Raw genomic sequence first — 22,204 nt, forward strand, 5'->3', positions numbered from 1 at the left:
GATGACCCCGCCCGAGGCACCCCGCAGGAAGGCCACGGCCAAGCGATCCAGGACCGGCCAGCGCAAGGCCGCCGGCCGCCAGGTCGACGCGACAGCGCCCGCTGAAGAGCCGACCGAGCAGGCAGTCGACCAGGCCACCGACCAGCCCACCGAACAGCCGGATCACCCCGCCGGGACGGCTCCCGGGTCGGCCGCCGACATCGCCGCGGACATCTCGGCCGAGCAGGCGAGGACCCAGGACGCCCCCCACGACGCCGAGGGGCTCGGCGACCCGTCGACCACCGCCGACGTGCTCCTCAGCGACGGCTCGGTCGGCCGCATCCGCGCACTGCGCCCCGACGACGAGGAGGCGCTCGACCGACTGCACGACCGGGTCTCCGACGAGAACCTGCGGCTTCGCTTCTTCTCGGCCAGCCGCAAGGCCTCGCGCGACTACGTCGACCACCTGCTGCGCGACGAGGGGCCGCTAGTGCTGGTCGCCGAGGCCCGGGCAGCCGGCGACTCCGGCCGCGAGATCGTCGCCCTGGGCACCGCCGAGCCGATCGGCCCCGAGGTCGCCGAGATCGCGTTCCTCGTCGACGACTCCAACCACGGTCGTGGCCTGGGCAGCCTGCTGCTCGAACACCTCGCCGCGCTCGGCCGTGCTCACGGGATCCGTCGCTTCGAGGCCGAGGTGCTGGCCGAGAACCACGCGATGCTCGGGGTGTTCCTCGCCGCCGGCTTCACCACCACACGTCATCCCGAGGCCGGTGAGGTCCACGTCGAGATGGACACCGTGGCCTCGGCCCGGGCGGTCGCGGCGGCGGACGAGCGCGAGGCGCGAGCCGAGACCCGGTCGCTCCGGCCGCTGCTCTACCCCCGGTCGGTCGCCGTGGCGGGAGTCCGCGCCGACGGCAGCGGGGTCGGTGCGGCAGCCCTGCGCACGATCGCGGGATCGGGCTTCGGCGGACCCGTCTATGTCGTGCACCCGCGGGCCGCGAGGGGGCGTCGGATCGCCGGCGTCCCGGCGTACCGCTCCGTGACGAAGATCCCCGAGCACGTCGACCTCGTGGTGGTGGCCGTGCCGGCCGCGAACGTCATCGCCGCCCTCGAGGACGCGGCCGCGGCGGGCGTGGGAGCGGCCGTGGTGGTGACGTCCGGCTTCGCCGAGATGGGGGAGGAGGGGGCGCGCCTGCAGGCCCGGATGCTCGACCTGGCCCGAGCCAGCAGCATGCGGATCGTCGGCCCGAACTCCCTGGGTGTCATCGCCAACCACGTCGACCTGCGCCTCAACGCCACCTTCAGCGGCGAGGAGCCTCCGGTGGGCGGGCTCGCGGTGGCCACCCAGTCCGGAGGCGTCGGGATCGTCATCGACGACCTCGCCCGTGAGCTCGGCCTCGGCGTCGGCGCGCTGGTCTCCCTGGGCGACAAGGTCGACGTCTCGAGCAACGACCTGCTGGCCGCCTGGCGCGACGACGAGCACGTGGCCGCCGCCGCGCTCTACCTGGAGTCCTTCGGAAACGCGCCGAAGTTCGTGCGGTTCGCGCGCAGGTTCTCCGAGCGCAAGCCCCTCCTCGCGGTGCTCGGCAGCCGCTCCGTGCGGCGCGGTGGTGTCGAGGCGAAGCAGCACGTCGGCGTCGACGCGCTGTTCGCCCAGAGCGGGGTGATCTCCTGTCAGAGCGCCGAGGAGATGGTCGAGGCCGCGCTGCTGCTGACCCAGCAGCCGCTGCCTCGGGGCCCCCGCGTCGGCATCCTGTCCAACGCCCAGGGCCTGGGCAATCTCGCCGCCGACGCGGCCGAGGAGTGGGGCCTGGTGGTCCCGGAGCTCTCCGAGGAGCTGTGGCAGCGGATCACGCGCGACGCCGTCGGCTTCGGCACCAGCCGCAACCCCGTCGACGCCGGGATCAGTGCCGGTGCCGGCCAGATCGCGGCGATCGCCGAGGAGCTGGTCGCCTCCGGGGAGATCGACGCCATGATCGTGGTGCTGGTCTCGACCCAGGTCATCGACGTCGCGGCGGCCGTCGAGGAGGCGCCACGCATCCGGCGCCGCCACCCGGAGCTTCCGGTGCTGATCGTGCCGATCGGTGGCCTGCAGGCGGTGCCGACGCCGCTCGACGGCGTCACGAGGTTCGGCTCGGCACGCGCCGCGGCCCGGGCGCTGGGCCGTGCCTGGAGGTACGCCGAGTGGCTGAGCGTCGCCCGCGAGCCCCTGGCCGGCGTCGACGCCGAGCGCGGATCGCGGGCGCGCGCGCTCGCCGACGACCTGCTGGGCTTCCCGGACTCGGGCTCCTGGCTCGGGCCGGAGGCGACCGAGCGGCTGCTGGGCGACTACGGACTGGCGCCGATCGGCCCCGTCGTGCAGGACCCGGTGACCGCTGCCCAGTCGTCGACGGAGATCGGGTTCCCCGTGGCGGTGAAGGTGGCCGGTCGGGACATCGTCCACAAGACCGAGCGGGGTCTGGTCCGGGTGGGGCTGCGCTCCGCCGCCGAGGTGGTCACCGCGGTCCGGGCCTTCGAGCGCGAGCTCGGCCACGAGGACATCGCGGTCCGGGTGCAGCCGGTGGTCGCGGGCACCGAGGTGGCGCTGTCGGTGCGCAGGGACCCCGTCTTCGGACCGCTGGTGACGGTCTCGGGCGGCGGCCTGTCCAGCGAGCTGTGGGACGACCGGGTGCGGCTGGTGCCACCGGTGACCCGCGGCGATGCCTCGCGTGCGTTGCGGGCGTTGCGCGCGTGGCCGGCCCTCGACGCCAGCCCGCAGCGGGACCTGGAGCTGGAGGCACTCGAGCGACTGGTCGTGCAGGTGGGGCAGCTGGCCGAGGAGGTGCCGCAGATCGCCGAGCTCGACGTCAACCCGGTGATCGTCGGCGACGGATGCGCCTGCCTGGTCGACGTCAACGTGCGGCTCGGGCCCCTGGACCAGCTCGATCTCGGGGTGCCGCGTCAGCTGCGGCGGAGCCTGCCGGTGCGGTGACCCACGCCGCTCGCGGCTGGAGGCGCCAGGTCGATGACCCGGTCGACGAGGTCCAGCCCGACGGGGCTGTGGGTGATCCAGACGATGCTGCGCGCCGGGCCGGAGCCGGCGTCGCGTGCCAGCAGCTCGGCGGCCAGCTCGGTGGCGGTGGCGTGGTCGAGGTGCGCGGTCGGCTCGTCGAGCACCAGGACCGGCTGGTCGGCCAGCAGCGACCGGGCCACCGCTATCCGGGCGCGTTCGCCCCCGGAGACATGGGCGTGACCGTCACCGAGCCAGGTGTGCAGGCCGGCGGGGAGGGTGTCGAGCCAGCCGCCGAGCCGGGCCTGCCGCAGCGCTGTCTCGACCTCGGCGTCGCTCGCGCCCGGCCGGGCGAAGCGGACGTTCTCGACGAGGGTGCTGGCGAAGACGTGCGGGTCGTCGTCGACCAGCCCGACGCGGCCGCGCACGTCGTCGAAGGACAGCGCGTCCAGGGGGGCGCCACCGAGACGCACCTCGCCGCCGGCGGGGTCGAGGAAGCGCAGCAGCATCGCGGCGAGCGTGCTCTTGCCACACCCGGACGGGCCGATCACGCCCACCCGCTCACCGGGCCGGACCTGCATGGAGAGGCCGCGTAGCGCCGGCTCGTCCAGGCCCCAGCCCCCGGTGACGTCGTCGACCTCCACCAGACTGCCGTGCGGCGGTGTCGTGGTGACCGTGTCGCGCACCGCGGGGGCGGTCGCTTCGAGCGCGTGCAGGCGGTCGGCGGCCGCCGAGGTGCGGGCGGAGAGCGCGCCGGCGTCGGCGGCCGGGGTGATCACGTCGCCGAGCGCCAGCGGCATCAGCACGAGCAGCGCCATCAACGGCCCGCTGAGGGTGCCGTCGCCCACACGCGGATCGGCCACGTGCGCGACGAGGGCCACCCCGGCGCCGGCGACGAGCAGCACCAGGGCTCGCGCCGTCGCCAGCCAGGCGGCCGCGCGGACGGCGGCCGCCCCCATCCGGTCGCTGATCGTCGCCACGCGGTCCGTCGTGGAGGCGTCGGCCTGCCACATGAGCAGCTCCTGCGCGGTCTGGGCGGTCTCGAGCACCACCGCCGACAGCCGCCCACGGGTCTCGACCGCGGCACGCTCGGCCCGTCCGGCACCGATCCTGGCCAGCACGAAGGCGGCCAGACCGCCGAGGGCCGCGCCGCCGCCGATCACGGGTGCCGCCGCCGGCAGCAGCATCGCGGCGACCAGCGAGGCGAGCAGGGCGACGATCGCGAGCTGGCGGACCGGCATCCGCACCCGGAGCTCACGGTCGACGACGCTGTCGACGTCGTCGACGATCGAGGCCAGCACGTCGCCCCGGCGCCGGCCCAGTCGGCCGGGCGTGAGCGGCACCACCGCGTCGTACACCTCGACGCGCCGGTCGGCGAGCATCCGCAGGGCCACGTCGTGGGAGCGCAGCCGTTCGGCGTAGCGCAGCACGGGCCGGGCCAGGCCGAAGGTGCGGACCCCGACGATCGCGACCATCAGCGTGAGCACGGGCGGGTGGGTGGAGGCCTGCACGATGAGCCAGCCGGCGGTGGCGGTGAGCGCGACGCCGGACGCGGAGGCCAGGGCGCCCACCGCGGTGCTGCCCCACAGGGAGCGCGAGGAGGTGGTCGACCGCGCGGGCCCGGGCGTGTCGACCGACTCGGCGGCCACGGCGCGCCGCGTCACCGTGGACGCCGTCGGGTGGACCGCTGGGGCAGGCACCGCGGGAGTGCCCCTGCCGGGCAGCTCGACGACGTGGTCGGCCAGGTCGACGATCGTGGGACGGTGGGCGACGACCAGCACCCCGCGGGTGCGCCCGAGCTCGACGATCGTGTCGGCGATCACGCGCTCGGTCAGCTCGTCGAGGTGCGCGGTGGGCTCGTCCAGGAAGACCCAGGGCCGGTCGGCCAGCACCACCCGGGCCAGGGCGAGCCGAGCCCGTTCGCCGGCGGACAGCGAGGCGCCGTCCTCGCCCAGGGGCGCCTCGAGACCACCGTCGAGGCCGCGCACCCGCTCCTCCAGCGCCACGGCCCGGAGTGCCGACCACAGTCGCTGCTCCGAGGCGTCGGGCGCGGCCAGCCGGAGGTTCGCCGCGATGCTGCCGGCGACGAAGACCGGGCGCTGGGGCAACCAGCCGATCCGGCGGCGCCAGGCGTCGCCCGCGACCTCGACCCCGTCGACGCTGACCGTGCCGTCGTGGGGGAGGAGGTCTGCCAACGCGGCCAGCAGGGTGGACTTCCCGCAGCCGGACGGCCCGGTGAGCACGGTGACGCCGCGCGGGAGCACGAGCGCGTCGACCTTCTCGACGGCGGGGCTGGTGCGGCCCGGATAGGTCACGGTGAGATCGCGGACCACCAGCGGGGCGTCCACGTCCGGACGGCCCCCGGCCGCCCGCGCCGCTCCTCCCGGCCCGGCGAGGTCGGGTCCCCCCACGGCCAGTGCGTCGACCGCCTCGAAGGTCGCGATGCCCTCGGCGGCGGCGTGGAACTCCGCGCCGACCCGGCGCAGCGGCCAGTAGGCCTCTGGGGCGAGGAGGAGCACGAGCAGGGCGGTCTGCAGGTCGAGGCCGCCGTCGGCGAGGCGGACGCCGACGACGACGGCGACCAGGGCCACGCTGAGCGTCGCCACCAGCTCCAGCACCGCGGAGGAGGCGAACGCGATGCGCAGGGTGCGGAGCGTGGCGATGCGATAGCGGTCGGTGATGTCGCGGATCGTGCGTGACTGGTGGCCGGCGCGCCGATGCGCGACCAGCGTCGGTAGCCCGCGGACGACGTCGACGAAGTGGCCCGACAGCGACGCCATCGCCCGCCACTGCTCCTCGGCGCGGTCCCGGGTGGCCAGCCCGACCAGCGCCCCGAAGACCGGCACCAGGGGCAGGGTGGAGGCGACGATCACGAAGCTGAGCAGATCCTGGCTCGCGATCACCGCCAGCGTCAGGAGCGGCAGCACCCCCGCCAGGACCAGGGCCGGCAGATAGCGGGTCAGGTAGGGCTCGGCGGCGGTGACCCCGCGCGTGGCGAGCACCGACAGCTCCCCTGTGGACGCCGACCTGCCGCCGGCGCCGTTGCGCAGGATGGCCGCGATGATCCGGCGGCGCATCCGGGTGCCGACCCGCGCGGCGGCCTGGGCGGCCAGCACGTCGCCGACCCAGCCCACGGCGGCGCGGGCGGCGAAGACGATCAGCACCAGACCGGCCCAGTCCTCGAAGGGCCGCTGCTCGACGACCGCCACGACCAGGCCGGTGACGACCCACGCCTGGACGATCACCAGCACGGCGCCGACGACGCCGGCGGCACCGACGCCGAGCAGCTGGCGCCAGGCAGGCGCCAGCTGCTCGCGAAGCCGTGGGTCGGTGGGCTTCACGCGGCCTCCCGAGATCTCACCGCGGGCGCTCAGCGATCTCCCGCGAGCACCGGCTCGGGGATGTGGTGCACCGAGATGCGGCGGCGGAACACCCAGTAGGTCCAACCCTGGTAGAGCAGGACGATCGGGGTGAAGATGACCGCGGTCACGGTCATGATCTTCAGGGTGTAGTCGGTCGCCGACGCGTTGGTCGTGGTCAGGCTGACGCCGTCGGCGAGCGTCGTGGGCATCACGTCGGGGAAGAGGGCCAGGAACAGGCCGGCGACCCCGAGAGCGATCGCCACGAAGGTGCCGAGGAAGCCCCAGCCCTCGCGACCGGCGGCCACCGCCACCAGTCCGCCGACCAGCGCCACGGCGGCCAGCAGGAACGCCACCGCGGACCAGGCGTCACCGGTGGAGTACTGGGTCCAGCCCAGGAACACCACGGTGACGCCGGCGGCCACCAGACCGATGCGACCGGCGAGGGCACGGGCCTCCCGGCGGATCGGGCCGTCGGTCTTGAGGGCGATGAACATCGCGCCGTGGGTCAGGAAGAGCAGCAGCGTGGTCGCGCCACCGAGCAGGGCGTAGGGGTTCAGCAGGTTGAAGAAGCCGCCGGTGTACTCCATGTCCGCGTCGATCGCGACGCCGCGCAGGATGTTGCCGAAGGCCACGCCCCACAGCAGCGCGGGCACGAACGAGCCGACGATGATCGCCGCGTCCCAGCGTGCGCGCCAGGTGTCGTCGTCCCGCTTGGCGCGGTACTCGAAGGCCAGGCCGCGGACGATCAGCGCGAGCAGGATCAGCAGCAGTGGGAGGTAGAACCCGCTGAACAGCGTGGCGTACCACTCGGGGAAGGCCGCGAACGTGGCGCCGCCGGCGACCAGCACCCACACCTCGTTGCCGTCCCAGACCGGGCCGATCGTGTTGATCATGACGCGCCGCTCGCGCTCGTTCTTGCCGAGCACGGGCAGCAGCATGCCGACCCCGAAGTCGAACCCCTCGAGGGTGAAGTAGCCGATCCAGAGGACGGCGATCAGGATGAACCAGACGGTGGTGAGTTCCATGATGGGGTCTCCGGTCGCTCAGTAGGCGAACGCCAGCGGGCGGTCGGGGTCGTTGTCCGGACGGTCCGGTGGGAGGTCCTCGTCGGCGATCTCGTCGGCGCCCTTGCGGCCGAAGTGCAGGATCAGCTTCACCTCGACCACCGCGAGCACGCCGTAGACCGCCGTGAGCGAGATCAGCGAGATCATCATCTCGGTGGCGCTGACCCCGGGGGAGACTGCCGACGCGGTCGTCATCAGCCCGAACACGGCCCACGGCTGGCGGCCCATCTCGGTGAAGATCCACCCGAAGGAGTTCGCGAACAACGGCATGAACGGCAGCGTGACCGCGAGCCAGAAGAGGACCGTGCTGGTCGGCGTCCGCCCCTTGCGCGTGGCCCACAGGATCCAGGCGGCGGCGAACGCGGCCACGAAGCCGAGGCCCATCATCAGCCGGAAGGTCCAGTAGGTCAGCGGGATGTAGGGCGTGTAGTCACCGGGGGAGTAGTACTTCTCGCCCGGGTCCTGCCCGTAGGTCTCCTGGTACTTCTCGCGCAGGTCGTTGATGCCCTGCACCTCGCCGTCGGTGGTGCCCGTGGCCAGGAACGACAGCAGGTTCGGCACCTCGATGGAGAACTTCTCGGTCTTCCCGTCGGGGGTCCCGTAGGTGAAGATCGAGAACGGCGCGGACTCCTCGGTGTCGTAGAGCGCCTCCGCGGCGGCCATCTTCATCGGCTGCACGTCGGTCATGATCTTGCCCTGCACGTCGCCGGAGACCGCGACGCCGAGCCCCGACACCAGCACGATCCACGCGGCCGTGCGCACCGCGGTGCGGTACATGGGCTTGTCGGTGGGCTTGGTCTTCTGCCGCACCAGGTGCCAGTAGGAGAAGCCGATCACGAACGCGGCGCCGGTCATGTACGCCGCGAGGACGGTGTGCGGGAACGTCACGAGCTGCACCTTGTTGAACAGCACCGCCGCGAAGTCGTTCATCTCCGCGCGTCCGGTCTCGGGGTTGAACTCGTAGCCCACCGGGTTCTGCATCCAGGAGTTCGCCGCCAGGATGAAGTAGGCGGAGAAGAGGGTGCCGACGTGCACGATGGCCATGCAGGCCGCGTGCAGCTTGCCCGGCAGTCGGTCCCAGCCGAAGATCCACAGGCCGAGGAACGTCGACTCGAGGAAGAACGCGAGGAGGCCCTCGATGGCCAGAGGTGCGCCGAAGATGTCGCCGACGAAGCGGGAGTAGTCGCTCCAGTTCATGCCGAACTGGAACTCCTGCACGATGCCGGTGACGACACCGATGGCGAAGTTGATCAAGAACAGCTTGCCGAAGAACTTGGTGAGCCGGAGCCACATGGGGTTGCGGGTGCGGAGCCAGGCGATCTCGTAGCCGGCCACGATCGCCGAGAGCCCGATGCTGATCGGCACGAACATGAAGTGGTACACGGTCGTGATGGCGAACTGCCACCGGGCGATGTCGAGGGGGTCCACGGAGTCTCCTGACAGCAGGGATTGCTCAGATGTCTTGACGCTAAGAGAGTTCGCGGAGGGCGGGCACGGTCCGCCGACCCGAAGCCCGCAGGACCAACGTCCCGCGGGCCGGGACCTTCGGCCCGGGCGAACCCGGCGCCGTCGTGGTGTCGCTCACAGCGCCCCCGGGAACGCAGGTGGGACGCGCCTTGGTGAGGGCGTCCCGGGTCAGGCCAAGACGCTGTCGACCGGTCGCCGCGGGGTGCGTGGCAGGGTGCTCCTGCCGATCGCCTGCCACCCGATGCGGACCAGGATCTGCGGGGCGTTCATGCTGCGGAAGACCTCGTGGTAGAGGGCGAGCCGGGTCTCCTCGACCTCGATCACCTGGCTCAGCGGCACCACCGACAGTCCGTCGTAGGTCGCCTGCAGCCAGACGGCGCTGAGCGTCTCCCCGGCACGCAGCCACGCCAGCGGGGTGTCGGATCCGGTGCAGATCGCGAGCAGTCCGTCGGAGCTCTCGACCAACTCCTGGTGGGCGTCGGGGTAGAGACCGTGGCCGAAGCGCGCCCGTCGGTTGCGGGGGTAGTAGTCGACCCGGGGGACCGCACCGGAGGGGATGCCGTCCTCGCGGCTGTGGTCGATCCACAGGCCCTCCTCGGCGGCGTAGCGCTCGTCGGCCTCCTGCCGGGTCATCGCCCGGCTGACCAGGAGCTCGACGCGGAACCGCGAGGTCACATCGGTCAGCGGGAGCACCTCGGCGCCCCAGTCCTCGCCCGCTGCGGCGAGACGGTCGAGCCGCTCGACGGGCACCGGCCACGAGGTGAACCGGCGGCGATCGGTGCAGCGCTGCTCCAGGGCGGCGAGCCGATCCACGGCCGCGGGCGTCCGGTGGCCGGGCGAGAGATCGATGACAGCCAGCAGGTCCTCGTCGTCCGGGTCGGGGAGCCGGGTCACCTCGGCCGCCAGGCCCAGTCCGGCCGCGGCGACCTGGACGTGGTGCAGCGCGGTCCCGCAGCTGATCATCAGGTTCCGGCCCTGCGGGTCGGCGACCGGCAGTTGCCGGCTGCGGTCGGCACGCAGCGTCAGGCGGTCACCGTCGATCCGCCACAGCCAGGGCTGGGTGTTGTGGATGCTCGGGGCCAGGCAGGCGAGCTCGACCACGCGGCGAGCCTGCTCGGTGAGCACGTGCTCGACGGGCATCGACTGGACGTTCATCGGTTTCCTTCGCTGAATGTGCGTCCGGCCGGAGCCGGACCGCCTGGTCACATCTGCCTGGTCGGATCTGCCTGTGCGGTGTCTGTGCAGTGCCTGGTCACGTCCACGGTCGCTCCCGGCGGCGTGTCGCCCAAGGGCCGTACGTCCTGTTGGCCGGGTGACCAATGGCGCCAGCGGCCGGGAGCCCAGATGACCGTGCCGCGCCGCGCGGTGGAGGTCCCCGGCCGCGACGGCGTCGCCATCGCCGAGGCGCGGGTGGCGGCGCGACCGGTCAGGTGATGCGGACCCCGACGACGCCGGGGACGGTGCTGACCGCGACCTGGGCGAGCGAGCGGTCCTCGTGGGAGGCAGGGCCGTTGACCTCGACGACCCCCTCGCGGACCTCGACGAGCCAGTCGGCGTGGCCGAGCTGGTTGAGGAGCTGGTCGATCTCGTGCTCCAGCGTGCTGTCGGCCCGCGCCAGCAGTTGGACGACGTCGCTGCGGCTGACCATGCCGAGCACCCGCTCGTGGCGGTCGACGACCGGCAGGCTCTTCACGCTCGTGGAGGTCATCACGTCGACGGCCACGGCGAGGTCGGTGTGCGGTTCCACCGTGACGGCGTGCCGGGTGAGCACCTCGTCGACGACGCGCGGCGGGGTGATCGAGTCGACGTCGGCATCGGCTCCGGGGGCGGCCGAGCGTGCATCCGGCGCGACCGAGTCGCGGATCAGGTCCGCTTCGCTGACCACGCCCTGGATCCGGCCGGCGCCGTTGACGACCGGGAGCGAGGTCACGCGGTAGCGCGCCATGAGCGTGAGCGCCTGCTTGATCGTCGTCCCGGTGCGCACGGTTACCGGATGCGGTGTCATCACGTCCTGCACCAGCATGGTGGCTCTCCTCCTCGACGGCCCCAGTAGCTCTTGGGGTCAGCGTGCGGCCTGAGGCTGGTCCGGGGGCAGGGACGAAAGTCCCGCGTCGCGCAGGCCGGGTACCGGGCGGCGCACGCGCGAGCGGCAGCGTCTCGGCGGGGCGGGCGACCGGCGCCGGCCGGGCGGGGGCCCGCCCTCGACGCGGAAGGGCCGAGTCGTTGCCGCCGCACGGGCGCGGACCGGGTACCTTGGTGCCCATGTCAGACCAGGGACCCGCAGAGGCCGAGGGCGCGACCGGACCGATCCGCGTGTTCCTCCTCGACGACCACGAGATCGTGCGCCGGGGCATCAAGGAGCTGCTCGAGAGCGAGGGCGACATCACCGTGATCGGTGAGTCGGGTCTCGCGGAGGAGGCCGCGAGGCGGATCCCCGCCCTGCGCCCCGACGTCGCGATCCTCGACGGCCGGCTCCCCGACGGCTCCGGCATCGACGTGTGCCGTGAGGTGCGCTCGCGCGATCCCAAGATCGCCGCGCTGATCCTCACCTCCTACGACGACGACGAGGCGCTGTTCTCGGCGATCATGGCGGGAGCGGCGGGCTACATCCTCAAGCAGGTGCGGGGCAACGACTTCATCGACACGGTGCGCCGGGTCGCCGCCGGCCAGTCGATGCTCGACCCGGCGGTCACCGCCCAGGTGCTCGAGCGACTGCGCAGCGGCCCCAAGGTCGACCCCTCGCTGAAGCAGCTGACCTCCCAGGAGCACAAGATCCTGGAGCTGATCGGGCAGGGCATGACCAACCGGCAGATCGCCGAGACGCTGTTCCTGGCCGAGAAGACCGTGAAGAACTACGTCTCCTCGATGCTCTCCAAGCTCAACTTGGAGTCCCGCACCCAGGCCGCCATCTTCGCGAACAAGCACCTGAAAGACTGACGCCCGGGGCCGCTCACCGACAGTGGGCCTACGGTGGGACGTCTGACCCGGGACTTTGGTCCCGGACGGGTGCCTGAGTTGCTAGCGTCATGGTCGTCCGCGATGCCCCCGGGCGGACGACGAGGAGTCGAAGGATGAGCATGCCCCCGAGGCGGGCCGACGGCCCGGCCGAGCAGGCCGACCCCCTGGTGCGATCGCACTCGGTGACCGGGCCTGGGTCCGAGAGCGAGCAGACGCTGGCCGAGACCGACTTCGACGCGTTGCTGCGCGAGGTGCTCAACCGGGTCCACGGGGTGCTCGACGAGCGCCAGCGCTGGGAGCTCCTGCTCGAGGCCGTGGTGACGATGGCCGCCGACCTCTCCCTCGACGGCCTCCTGGCCCGGATCGTGGAGATCGCCACCGACCTCGCCGGCGCGAAGTACGCCGCGCTCGGCGTCCTCGGCGTGGGGCCGCAGCGCCGGCTTCGCACCTTCATCCACCACGGCATCACCACCGAGAAGGTCCTCGACATCGGCGACCTTCCGCACGGTTTCGGCCTGCTCGGGCTCATCATCGACCGACCCGAGCCGCTCCGTCTGCACGACATCGCCGAGCACCCCGCCTCGGTCGGGTTCCCGGCCAATCACCCGCCGATGAGCTCGTTCCTGGGGGTGCCCGTGCGCACCCGCGACAAGGTCTTCGGCAACCTCTACCTCACCGAGAAGCTGGGTGGCGGCGACTTCACCGCCGAGGACGAGCGGATCGTGGTGGCCCTCGCTGCGGCCGCCGGCGTCGCGATCGAGAACGCCCGGCTCTACGAGGAGGCGGCCAGGCGTGAGCGCTGGTTGGCCGCCACGGCCGAGATCACCGGCCTGCTCTCCGGCTCCGCCGCCGGGCACGAGGCGCTGCAGGCGGTGGCGGACCGGGCACGCGAGGTGGCCGGAGCCGACGTCGCGTGGATCATGACCGGCGCTCCCGAGGGCGATCTCGAGGTACAGGTCGTGGCCGGGACGACCGCCGACCTGCGTCGCGGTCGGCAGATCCCCCTCGACGGGTCCCAGGTGCGCGGGGTGATCCGCACCGGCACCCCGATCTCGGTGGAGCGCCTGGCCAGCGGGCTGCTCGACAGCGGCTGGGACGGCCCCGAGCTCGGGCCGGCGATCGTGGTCCCGCTGCGCAACGCCTCGGGCACCGAGGGCGTCCTCGCCCTGGCCTGGACACCCGATCGGGTCGACTCGTTCCACGCGGTCGACGCGAGCCTGCCGGCGAGCTTCGCCGAGCAGGCCGCCCTGGCGTTGCAGGTCGCGCGCGCCCGCGAGGACCAACAGCGGCTCGCGGTCTTCGAGGACCGCGACCGGATCGGCCGCGACCTCCACGACCTGGTGATCCAGCGGCTCTTCGCCGTGGGCCTCTCGCTGCAGGGGGCGGTGCGGCACGTGCAGGTCGAGGAGGTCGGACAGCGGCTGACCGCCGCGGTCGACGACCTCGACGCGACGATCAAGGACATCCGGCGAACGATCTTCGCGCTGGGCTCGATGGACCACGCGGCCGACATCCAGGCCGAGGTCACCCGCATGGTGGACCGCGCTGCCGGCACCTTGAAGTTCCGGCCGAGCCTGCGGTTCGAGGGCCCGGTCCGGAGCCGGATCAGCCCCGCCGTGGCCCCCGACATCCTGGCCGTGCTCGGTGAGGCGCTGTCGAACGCGTCGCGCCACGCGGAGGCCGACACCGTCGAGGTGGAGCTCTCGGTCGACGACGAGGTCGTCCTGACCGTCGCCGACGACGGGCGGGGCATCCCCGAGGAGGTCGCCGAGAGCGGCCTGCGCAACATGCGGCGCCGCGCCGAGGCACTCGGTGGGCACTGCGAGGTGGAGTCGGGCACCGGCGAGGGCACCGTCGTCCGCTGGGCTGTTCCGCTGTCCTGACCGGCGCGACCTCTGCGGCTCGACCGCGGCCGCCGGTACAGGCTGTCCGCACGGGCCGAAAGTCCCTGTTGGTCCGGGCCTTGCCGCGGGATCGTGGGAGGAGAGGCGACGGGAGAGGAGCTCGCCATGCTGACCACCAAGCCCCGCAAGATCCTCGTGGCGCTCGGCCCGAACGACGCGGTGGCCGCGACCGCATTCGCGGCCCAGGAGGCGGGCCGCCGTGGCTGCGGCGTGCATCTGGTGCACGTGGTGTCGAAGCTGGTCGGCGATGCGGCCGGTGAGGTCCGGATCACCGACGACCAGCTCTCCAACACCGGCTACCGGGTGCTGGCCGACGCCGCGCGTCGCCTGGAACACCAGCTGCCCGCGGAGCTGCCGGTCACCACCGAGCTCGTGTTCGGGCCGGTGGTCCGCACGCTGGCGGAGATGTCGGCACGGGCCTCGATGGTCGTGCTGCAGCGCCGCTCGCACCGACCGCTGGAGCGGCTGATCTCCGCCTCGGTGACCCACGGCCTGGTGGCCCGAGCACACGCCCCGGTGGTCTCGGTGCCCGAGGGCTGGCAGGCCGAGACGGACTCGGGCGCGGCGCACGGCGACGAGGCCGCCCACGACGTCCTGGTGGAGATGCCCGACTGAGCCGGGACGAGGCTGCCGGTCCGGTCCTCGGCATGCCACGAGGCCGGCCCCCTGCGGGACCGGCCTCGTGGATCCTGATCAGCCTTCGTGCCGCGGGCTCAGGTCGCCCGGACCGCCGTAGTCGCCACCGGGGGTGACGATCGTGCCGGCCTTGCCCTCGAGGATCGCCAGCGCGTCCTCGAGGCGGCCGATCGCGGCCATGTCGCCCGTGAGCTCGACGAACCGGCACACCGCCTCCACCTTCGGCCCCATGGAGCCGGCCGGGAAGTCCTCCCGGCGCAGCGCGGCGGGGGTGGCCCGCGGGATCGGCTCCGCGTCCGGTGTCCCGAAGCCCCGCACGACCTGCGGGACGTCGGTGAGCACCAGCAGCGCGTCCGCCTCGAGCGTCTCGGCGAGCACCGAGGCGGTCATGTCCTTGTCGACCACCGCCTCGACGCCCTCGAGGTGTCCGTCCTCGTTGCGGATGACCGGCACCCCACCGCCGCCGGCGCAGACCACGATCGCGCCGAGGTTGAGGAGCTGCCGGATCAGGCGCGTCTCGACGACCCGTCGGGGGACCGGCGAACCCACCACCCGACGCCAGTGCTGCCCGTCGGGCTTGACCACCCAACCGCGCTCGGCGGCCAGCCGCTTCGCGGTCTCCTCGTCATAGACCTCGCCCACGAACTTGGTGGGGTTGTCGAAGGCCGGGTCACTGGCCTCCACGAGGGTCTGGTTGACGATGGCCGCGACCTGGCTGCCCGGGATCGCGTTCTGCAGCGACTGCAGCAGCCAGTAGCCGATCATCCCCTGGGTCTGTGCCCCGAGCACGTCGAAGGGGTACGGCGTGGTCAGGTTGGGGTCCGAGGCGCTCTGCAGCGCCAGCACCCCCACCTGCGGCCCGTTGCCGTGGGTGATCACCAGCTGGTGCTTCTCGGCCAGTGGTGCCAACGCCTTGACCGCGCGGTCGACGTTCGCCTCCTGCACCTCGGCGTCCGGCTTCTGCCCGCGTTCGAGCAGGGCGTTGCCGCCGAGGGCGACGACGATCCGCATCTCAGGCGCCCAGCGTGGCCACGAGCACGGCCTTGATCGTGTGCATCCGGTTCTCGGCCTGGTCGAAGACGATCGAGTGCGGCGACTCGAAGACCTCGTCGGTGACCTCGAGCGACTCCATGCCGGTCTTCTGGAAGATGTCCTCGCCGACCTTGGTGTTGCGGTCGTGGAAGGCGGGGAGGCAGTGCATGAACTTGACCTGCGGGTTGCCGGTCGCCTTCACGACGTCCATGTTGACCTGGTAGGGCTTGAGCTGCTCGATGCGCTGGTCCCAGACCTCCTTGGGCTCACCCATCGAGACCCACACGTCGGTGTAGAGGAAGTCCACGCCCGCGACCCCGTCGGCGACCGACTCGGTGTGGGTGATGCGCGCACCGGTGCGGTCGGCGATCTCCCGGGCCTGGGCGATGACCTGCTCGTCGTTCCACAGCTCCTTGGGAGCCACGATCCGCACGTCCATGCCCATCATCGCGCCCGAGATGAGCAGCGAGTTGCCGACGTTGTTGCGAGCGTCGCCGAGGTAGGCGAAGGCGATGTCCTCGTCGCGCTTGCCGCTGTGCTCGCGCATCGTGAGCATGTCGCACAGCATCTGGGTCGGGTGCCACTCGTCGGTCAGGCCGTTCCACACCGGGACGCCGGCGTACTCGGCCAGGGTTTCGACGTTGGTCTGGGCCGAGCCGCGGTACTCGATGCCGTCGTACATCCGGCCGAGGACGCGGGCGGTGTCGGCCATCGACTCCTTGTGGCCGATCTGCGAGCCGCTCGGGTCGAGGTAGGTCACCTGGGCGCCCTGGTCGTAGGCCGCGACCTCGAACGCGCAGCGCGTCCGGGTCGAGGTCTTCTCGAAGATGAGGGCGATGTTCTTGCCGCTCAGGCGGGGCCGCTCGATGCCGGCGTACTTGGCGGACTTCAGGTCCGCGGAGAGGTCGAGCAGGAACTTCCACTCCTGGGGGGTGAAGTCGACCTCCTTGACGAAGCTGCGGTTGCGCAGGTTGAACGCCACGGCTCTAGATCCCTTCCCGCTCGATGGGGCAGCTCATGCAGCGCGGGCCGCCGCGGCCGCGTCCGAGCTCGTTGCCCTGGATGGTGACGACCTCGATGCCATTCTTCCGCAGGAAGGTGTTGGAGGTGACGTTGCGCTCGTAGGCCACGACCACGCCGGGGCTGACCGCCAGCACGTTGTTGCCGTCGTCCCACTGCTCGCGCTCGGCGGCGTGCACGTCCTGGGTGGGTGTGAGCACGTTGATGTGGTCGATGCCGAGTGCGTCCGCGATGGCCTGGTGCATCTGCTCGGGCGCGTGGGCGGTGACCTTCAGCTCGTACTCGCTGCCGTTGGGCTCGATCGTGTACGACGGCAGCATGCCGAGGCCGACGTACTTGGTGAAGGTGTCCTCGTTGACCATCGTCATCACGGTGTCGAGGTGCATGAAGGCGCGCTTCTGCGGCATCGACAGGGCCACGATCTTGGTGGCGCTGCCGGAGGCGAAGAGCCGGCGGGCGAGGCGCTCGACACCCGCGGGGGTGGTGCGCTCGCTCATCCCGACCAGGACCGCGCCGCGGCCGAGGACCAGGATGTCACCGCCTTCGGTGGTGGCGTAGCCGTTGGCGGAGCCGTCTCCCCAGACGTTGAACTCGGTGCCGGTGAAGTAGGGGTGCCAGCGGTAGATCGCCTCGTAGTGGATCGTCTCGCGCATCCGGGCGCGCTTGCGCATCGAGTTGATCGACACGCCGTCGAAGACCCACGCGGAGGTGTCCCGCGTGAACAGGTGGTTGGGCAACGGCGGAAGCAGCAGGTCGTCGAGGCCGAGGGCGTGCACGACGACGGACGGCGGCTCCTCGATGTACTCGAGCAGCTCACGCTTGGTCATGCCGCCGATGAGGAACTCGGTCAGCTCGGCGTCGTCCATGTTGGCGAACAGCTCGTAGAGGGCGTCCATGGCCATCGGGCCGTAGACGCGCTCGTCGAGCGACTCGGTGAGGATGTGCTTGCGTGCCTCGGGGATCGCCACGGTGTCGCGGAGCAGCTCGTCGAGGAGGTGGACCTGGACGCCGAGGTCCCGCAGGGTCTCTGCGAAGGCATCGTGTTCCTGCTTGGCCCGCTTGACCCACAAGACGTCGTCGAAGAGGAACTCGTCCTTGTTCGTCGGGGTCAGTCTCTTCAGCTCGAGGTCGGGCCTGTGCAGGATCGCCTGTCGCAGACGGCCGACCTCGGAGTCGACATGAAGGGTGGTCATGTCATGTTCCGCCTTTCTCTAGGTGACCTCAGTGTGCCTCGCGCGCGCGGTATAGAAGCAGGGGGAGAAAGTCCTCTGACCAGGTGCCCATTGGCACATCTGCCAGGGGAGCGCCAGATGGTTCCTTGGGATCGGCCCGCTGTGACACCAACGTGAAAGAGGCAACCACCCATGGCCAACCACCAAGCAGCCGCGAGACCCGCGGCTCGGAAGAGCGAGAAGAAGGGCTTCCGGTTCCCGAGCGCCTTCTCGGTGCTGTTCGCCGTCACCATCGGCGTCTGGCTCCTGGCCTTCATCATCCCCACCGGCAGCTACCAGACCGACGCAGAGTCAGGTCGCCCGATCCCGGGCAGCTACGAGGGAACCGACAGCGCGATGTCGTTCGGCGACCGGGTCATGGACCTGTTCCTGTCGCCGATCAACGGCCTCTACGGTGTGATGAGCGGCGAGACCGGCTTCATCGGCCCCTACGAGACCGGTGACCTCTACGGCGCAGCCGGCGTGTTCATGTTCGTCATCGCGATCGGCATCTTCATCACGATGTCGATGCAGACCGGCGCGATCGACAACGGCATCGCCCGTATCGCCCACCGGATGAGCGCCAAGGGCACGATGCTGATCGTGGTCCTGATGGTGCTGTTCTCGATCGGCGGCACCACCGAGGGGATGGCCGAGGAGACCCTGGGCTTCTACGCTCTGGTGATCCCGCTGATGCTGGCCCTCGGCTACGACCGCATGGTCGCCGCGGCCACGATCCTGGTCGGCGCCGGCATCGGCGTGCTGGCCTCCACCGTGAACCCGTTCGCCACCGGCGTCGCCTCCGGCGCCTCCGACATCTCGATCGGCGACGGCATCGCCTTCCGGTTCCTGATGTACCTGGTGCTGGTCCCGGTCGGCATCTGGTGGGTCACCCGCTACGCCCGCAAGGTGAAGGCCGACCCGAGCCGCTCGATGGTCGGACACGTCGAGGGTGACGACGAGCTGAAGCTGCAGGGGCTGCGCGACGTGCAGGCCCTCACCGGCCGCGAGAAGACCGTGCTGTCCATCGTCGGCGTCACGTTCGCGTTCATGATCTACGCGATCGTCCCGTGGGCGCAGGTCATCAACGGCCCTGACGCGGCGTCCTACGGATGGCAGCTCGACTGGTACTTCCCCGAGCTCGCCGCCCTGTTCCTGGTCATGTCGCTCGTCGTCGGCCTGATCGGCGGACTGGGGGAGAAGGGCATGACCGACACCCTGGTCAAGGGTGCGGGCGACTTCATCGGCGTCGGCCTGATCATCGTCCTGGCGCGTGGCGTCACCGTGATCATGAACAACGCGGAGATCACCGACACGATCCTCAACTCGATGGAGAGCATCGTCAACGACACCTCGTCCGGGGTGTTCGGCGCGGTCATGTTCCTGATCAACCTGCCGCTGGCGTTCCTGGTGCCGTCGACGTCGGGTCACGCGGCTCTGGCGATGCCGATCCTGGCGCCGCTGGCGGACTTCGCCGGCGTCGAGCGGGCGATGGTCGTCACCGCGTTCCAGTCGGCCTCCGGCATCATCAACCTGATCACCCCGACCTCGGCGGTCGTGATGGGTGGCCTGGCCCTGGCCAAGGTCCGCTACGACCAGTACCTGAAGTTCGTGCTGCCGCTGGTGGGCATCCTGCTGGTGCTCTGCACCGCGTTCATCGCGGTGGGCTCGGCCCTCTAAGGGCATCCGGAGACGTCCACCGACGGACGAAGCGGGCGAGGGGCCCGAGCCGATCGGCTCGGGCCCTTCGCGCTGCGTCGTGTCGATCGCGGCGGCGTCAGGCGGCGAACAGGAGGCCGGCCACCGCGTGCATGTCGGAGAAGCGGCCGGGCGGGGGCACCGGCGCCCCGGTGCCGTGCGGGCCCACCAGAGCGACCGAGCAGCCGGCGGCCCAGCCGGCCCGGGCGCCGTGCCAGGAGTCCTCGACGACCAGGCAGCGCCCCGGTTCGACCGCGAGCGCGGCGGCGGCCCGCAGATAGCATTCGGGGTCGGGCTTGGCGACGGTCACGTCGTCGCTGGCCAGCACGAGCTCGAAGGGGGGCAGACCCAGGTCGGCCAGGACCGCGGCCCCGGTCTCGACGAACGCTCGGGTCGACGCGGAGACCAGGGCGGTCGGTACGCCGCGTTCGCTGAGCTCGACGAGCAGCTCCCGGACGCCGGGTAGCACCAGCCGGGGACCGTGCTCACGCAGCAGCTCGCACGCCGCGACGACGTACTCCCGCGTCAGCCGGTCCACCCAGGGCTGCTCGTCGGCCACGGAGCGCCCCGACGCGGCGACGAAGGCCTCGACGGCGTCGCGCTGGCTCCCGCACATGCCGACGGTGGCCAGCTCGTCGGCCCAGGGGATCTGGATCCGGCGGGCCAGCCACTGCCGTGCGGCGAGCCAGACCGGGGCGGAGTCCACGAGGGTCCCGTCGAAGTCGAACAGCACCGCGTCCATGCCGTTCTCTTCGGCCGGTGAGGGCCGGGATCTGAGCTCCCGGCGGGCGAGGCCTAGACTCGCCTCACATGACGTGGACCTACCGGCCCTCGCTCGACGGCCTGCGGATGCTCTCGATGTACCTCATCGTGCTGTTCCACGCCGGCGTTCCCTGGCTGCGCGGCTCGTTCGTCGCAGTCGACCTCTTCTTCGTCCTGTCGGGCTTCCTGGTCACCCAGGTGATCCTCGAGGAGCTCGAACGCACCGGCCGGCTCAGCCTGCGCCGCTTCTACGCCCGACGGGTGCGCCGGTTGCTGCCGGCCGCCCTGGTCGCCATCGTGGGCACCAGTCTGGTGTTCCTGCTGGTCGCGTCCGCGGTGCGCCGCGCCGCGGTCGTCGGCGACGCACAGGCCGCGCTGCTCTACGTCGCGAACTGGGGCTACATCGCCGAGGCCGAGGACTACTTCGCGGTCGGTGACGATCCCAGCCCGTTCCTGCACTACTGGACGCTGTCGATCGAGGAGCAGTTCTACATCCTGTTCCCCCTCGTGGTGCTGCTGCTGGTGCGGACCGGACGCCGCTGGGCCCTGCCCGCTGGCCTGGCCGGGCTGTTCGTCCTGTCGGTGGCCGCGCAGACGTACTGGGGGTTCGTCGACCCGATCCACGCCTACTACGGCACCGACGCCCGGGCCTACCAGCTGCTCGCCGGGGCACTGCTGGCCCTGGCCTTCCGGCGTCTGGCCGCCACCGGACGGTCGATCCCCCGCCCCTGGGCGGTCGCCCTGGCCAGCGGCGGGCTCGTCGTCTTCCTCGCGCTCACCCCCACGTCGCTGGTGACCGTGTCGCAGTCCGCTCGTGGGTTCGTCGCCACCGCCGCGATCCTGGCGATGATCGCCGGGCTGATGGCTGCCGAGCGGCAGCCACTGGGCCGGTTGCTCGCCCGGCCACTACCGGTCTATCTGGGCAAGATCACCTACGCGACCTACCTGTGGCACTGGCCGCTGGTGTTGGTGCTGGCCCAGATCCTCGTGGTCCGGCCGGAGGTGCTGGCGGTGCTCGTGGCCGTGCTCGCCACGGCGCTCGCCGCGGCCTCGAACGAGCTGGTCGAGCTTCCGGTCCGCCGGGCCCGGCGGCTGGACGCCTTCGCCTGGCCGGTCGTCGCCGTCGGCGTGGCCGGCTGCCTGGTCGCCGCCGCGGTCGTCGTCCCGAGGATCCTCGAGAGCGACCGCCGGCCGGTGCTCGCGGCCAGCCGGCAGACGGCCTCGGAGGTCGACGCCACCCTGGTTGCCGACGAGGCCGAGCGGCAGCGCACCGGGCGTGCCGGGGCCGGCGGGGTCCGGGCGCGGCTCCAGCGTGAGCGCCCGCCGAAGAACGTCGACTGGAAGGCCGTCGAGGAAGACACCGGCTTCTCCGTGAAGTGCACCCGCGACGACGTGCGCGACTGCGTGGTGGCCCGAGGGGCGGGCCGCCATGTCGTGGTGGTCGGCGACAGCCACGCCATGATGCTCTCGGAGGCGTTCGAGGCGTTGGCCGAGGAACACGACTGGACGCTGTCGATGAACGTCGTCGCGTCGTGCCCGTGGCAGGAGGGACTGCGCAACGCCAAGTTCGGCGAGACCCTGCAGGCTCAGTGCGAGCGGGCCCGGGTCGGGTGGTACGACGAGGTCCTTCCCGAGCTGGACCCCGATGTCGTGGTGTTGATCGCGCGTCCGCGTGACGGTCAGGACTGGGCGCGCCACGTGACCCGACGTGACAGCCGCGAACAGTCGTTGGAGCGGGCCACGCTCCGCGCGACCAGGGATACGGTCGAGAAGGTCCGAGCGGCCGGGGCCGAGGCCGTTCTGGTGAAGCAGATCGCCATGGCCGAGAGCTGGGATCCGCTCGAGTGCCTCGCGGAGGCGGAGCGGCTGGTCGAGTGCGTGGTCGCGATGCCCAGCGAGCCGGCGGTCAGCAACGGCTTCTTCGACTCCCTCGCGGCTGACCTGGACGGGGTGCACTCCGTGGATCTGAACCAGGCTCTGTTCCCGGACTTCCCGGTGGCCGCGCCGGTCGTCGACGGCGAGATCGTGTGGGCCGACCAGGCACATGTGACGGCCACGTACGCCCACGCGCGACGTGACCATCTCTGGCGAACGTTGCGAAAGGCCGGGGCGTTCGGCTGAT

General features: G+C 71.7%; 15 protein-coding genes. 6 read left to right on the plus strand and 9 right to left on the minus strand.

Going from position 1 to position 22,204, the window contains the following annotated elements; translation table 11 throughout:
• Position 1 precedes the first annotated feature (1 nt).
• Positions 2-2,950 carry a bifunctional acetate--CoA ligase family protein/GNAT family N-acetyltransferase gene (locus D6B71_RS01965; RefSeq protein WP_121251445.1) on the plus strand — a complete coding sequence of 983 codons (2,949 nt, stop codon included), beginning with the start codon at positions 2-4 and terminating at the stop codon, positions 2,948-2,950.
• Here D6B71_RS01965 and cydD read toward each other — a convergent pair.
• From cydD to D6B71_RS01990, 5 genes are all read right to left on the minus strand, one after another.
• Entirely contained in the window at positions 2,920-6,309 is a 3,390-nt protein-coding gene (gene cydD, locus D6B71_RS01970; protein WP_121251447.1) for a thiol reductant ABC exporter subunit CydD, read from the minus strand. The genes D6B71_RS01965 and cydD overlap by 31 nt on opposite strands.
• Positions 6,310-6,338: 29 nt before the next feature.
• Positions 6,339-7,355: a cytochrome d ubiquinol oxidase subunit II gene (gene cydB, locus D6B71_RS01975; protein WP_121251449.1), complete on the minus strand. Its 1,017-nt coding sequence runs from the start codon at positions 7,353-7,355 to the stop codon at positions 6,339-6,341.
• Between the two features lie 18 nt (positions 7,356-7,373).
• On the minus strand, positions 7,374-8,822 hold the full coding sequence (locus tag D6B71_RS01980) for a cytochrome ubiquinol oxidase subunit I (protein ID WP_121251451.1): 1,449 nt from the start codon (positions 8,820-8,822) through the stop codon (positions 7,374-7,376).
• 207 nt (positions 8,823-9,029) lie between these two features.
• The gene (locus tag D6B71_RS01985; RefSeq protein WP_121251453.1) at positions 9,030-10,016 is read right to left on the minus strand and encodes an Acg family FMN-binding oxidoreductase; all 987 of its coding nucleotides are present in this window, start codon (positions 10,014-10,016) and stop codon (positions 9,030-9,032) included.
• A 271-nt stretch (positions 10,017-10,287) separates the two neighbouring features.
• Entirely contained in the window at positions 10,288-10,884 is a 597-nt protein-coding gene (locus tag D6B71_RS01990) for a CBS domain-containing protein (RefSeq protein ID WP_121251455.1), read from the minus strand.
• Between the two features lie 239 nt (positions 10,885-11,123).
• Between D6B71_RS01990 and D6B71_RS01995 the strand changes: the two genes are divergently transcribed.
• From D6B71_RS01995 to D6B71_RS02005, 3 genes are all read left to right on the plus strand, one after another.
• Entirely contained in the window at positions 11,124-11,798 is a 675-nt protein-coding gene (locus tag D6B71_RS01995) for a response regulator (RefSeq protein ID WP_121251457.1), read from the plus strand.
• Between the two features lie 134 nt (positions 11,799-11,932).
• Positions 11,933-13,702, plus strand: a complete 1,770-nt coding sequence (locus tag D6B71_RS02000; RefSeq protein WP_240640946.1) for a sensor histidine kinase — start codon at positions 11,933-11,935, stop codon at positions 13,700-13,702.
• Between the two features lie 126 nt (positions 13,703-13,828).
• The gene (locus D6B71_RS02005; RefSeq protein WP_121251459.1) at positions 13,829-14,338 is read left to right on the plus strand and encodes a universal stress protein; all 510 of its coding nucleotides are present in this window, start codon (positions 13,829-13,831) and stop codon (positions 14,336-14,338) included.
• 78 nt (positions 14,339-14,416) lie between these two features.
• Here the strand turns inward: D6B71_RS02005 and arcC are convergent, their stop codons facing one another.
• From arcC to D6B71_RS02020, 3 genes are read right to left on the minus strand one after another with little or no spacing between them, the layout of a single operon-like run.
• Entirely contained in the window at positions 14,417-15,370 is a 954-nt protein-coding gene (gene arcC / locus D6B71_RS02010) for a carbamate kinase (RefSeq protein WP_121251461.1), read from the minus strand.
• A gap of 1 nt (position 15,371) precedes the next feature.
• Positions 15,372-16,373 (minus strand): ornithine carbamoyltransferase, encoded by a 1,002-nt coding sequence (gene argF / locus D6B71_RS02015; protein ID WP_121251463.1) that lies wholly within the window; start codon positions 16,371-16,373, stop codon positions 15,372-15,374.
• Between the two features lie 4 nt (positions 16,374-16,377).
• On the minus strand, positions 16,378-17,604 hold the full coding sequence (locus D6B71_RS02020; protein WP_121251465.1) for an arginine deiminase: 1,227 nt from the start codon (positions 17,602-17,604) through the stop codon (positions 16,378-16,380).
• A 171-nt stretch (positions 17,605-17,775) separates the two neighbouring features.
• Here D6B71_RS02020 and D6B71_RS02025 point away from each other — a divergent pair, with 171 nt between their 5' ends.
• Positions 17,776-19,302, plus strand: coding sequence for a YfcC family protein (locus D6B71_RS02025; RefSeq protein ID WP_121251467.1), 1,527 nt, complete (start codon positions 17,776-17,778; stop codon positions 19,300-19,302).
• A gap of 97 nt (positions 19,303-19,399) precedes the next feature.
• Here D6B71_RS02025 and D6B71_RS02030 read toward each other — a convergent pair whose 3' ends face one another.
• Complete coding sequence (locus tag D6B71_RS02030) at positions 19,400-20,062, minus strand: HAD family hydrolase (RefSeq protein ID WP_121251469.1); 663 nt, start codon at positions 20,060-20,062, stop codon at positions 19,400-19,402.
• A 68-nt stretch (positions 20,063-20,130) separates the two neighbouring features.
• Here D6B71_RS02030 and D6B71_RS02035 point away from each other — a divergent pair, with 68 nt between their 5' ends.
• Complete coding sequence (locus D6B71_RS02035; RefSeq protein WP_121251471.1) at positions 20,131-22,203, plus strand: acyltransferase family protein; 2,073 nt, start codon at positions 20,131-20,133, stop codon at positions 22,201-22,203.
• Position 22,204 lies beyond the last annotated feature (1 nt).

The organism is Nocardioides ferulae, assembly GCF_003660455.1.
GTDB lineage: Bacteria > Actinomycetota > Actinomycetes > Propionibacteriales > Nocardioidaceae > Nocardioides > Nocardioides ferulae.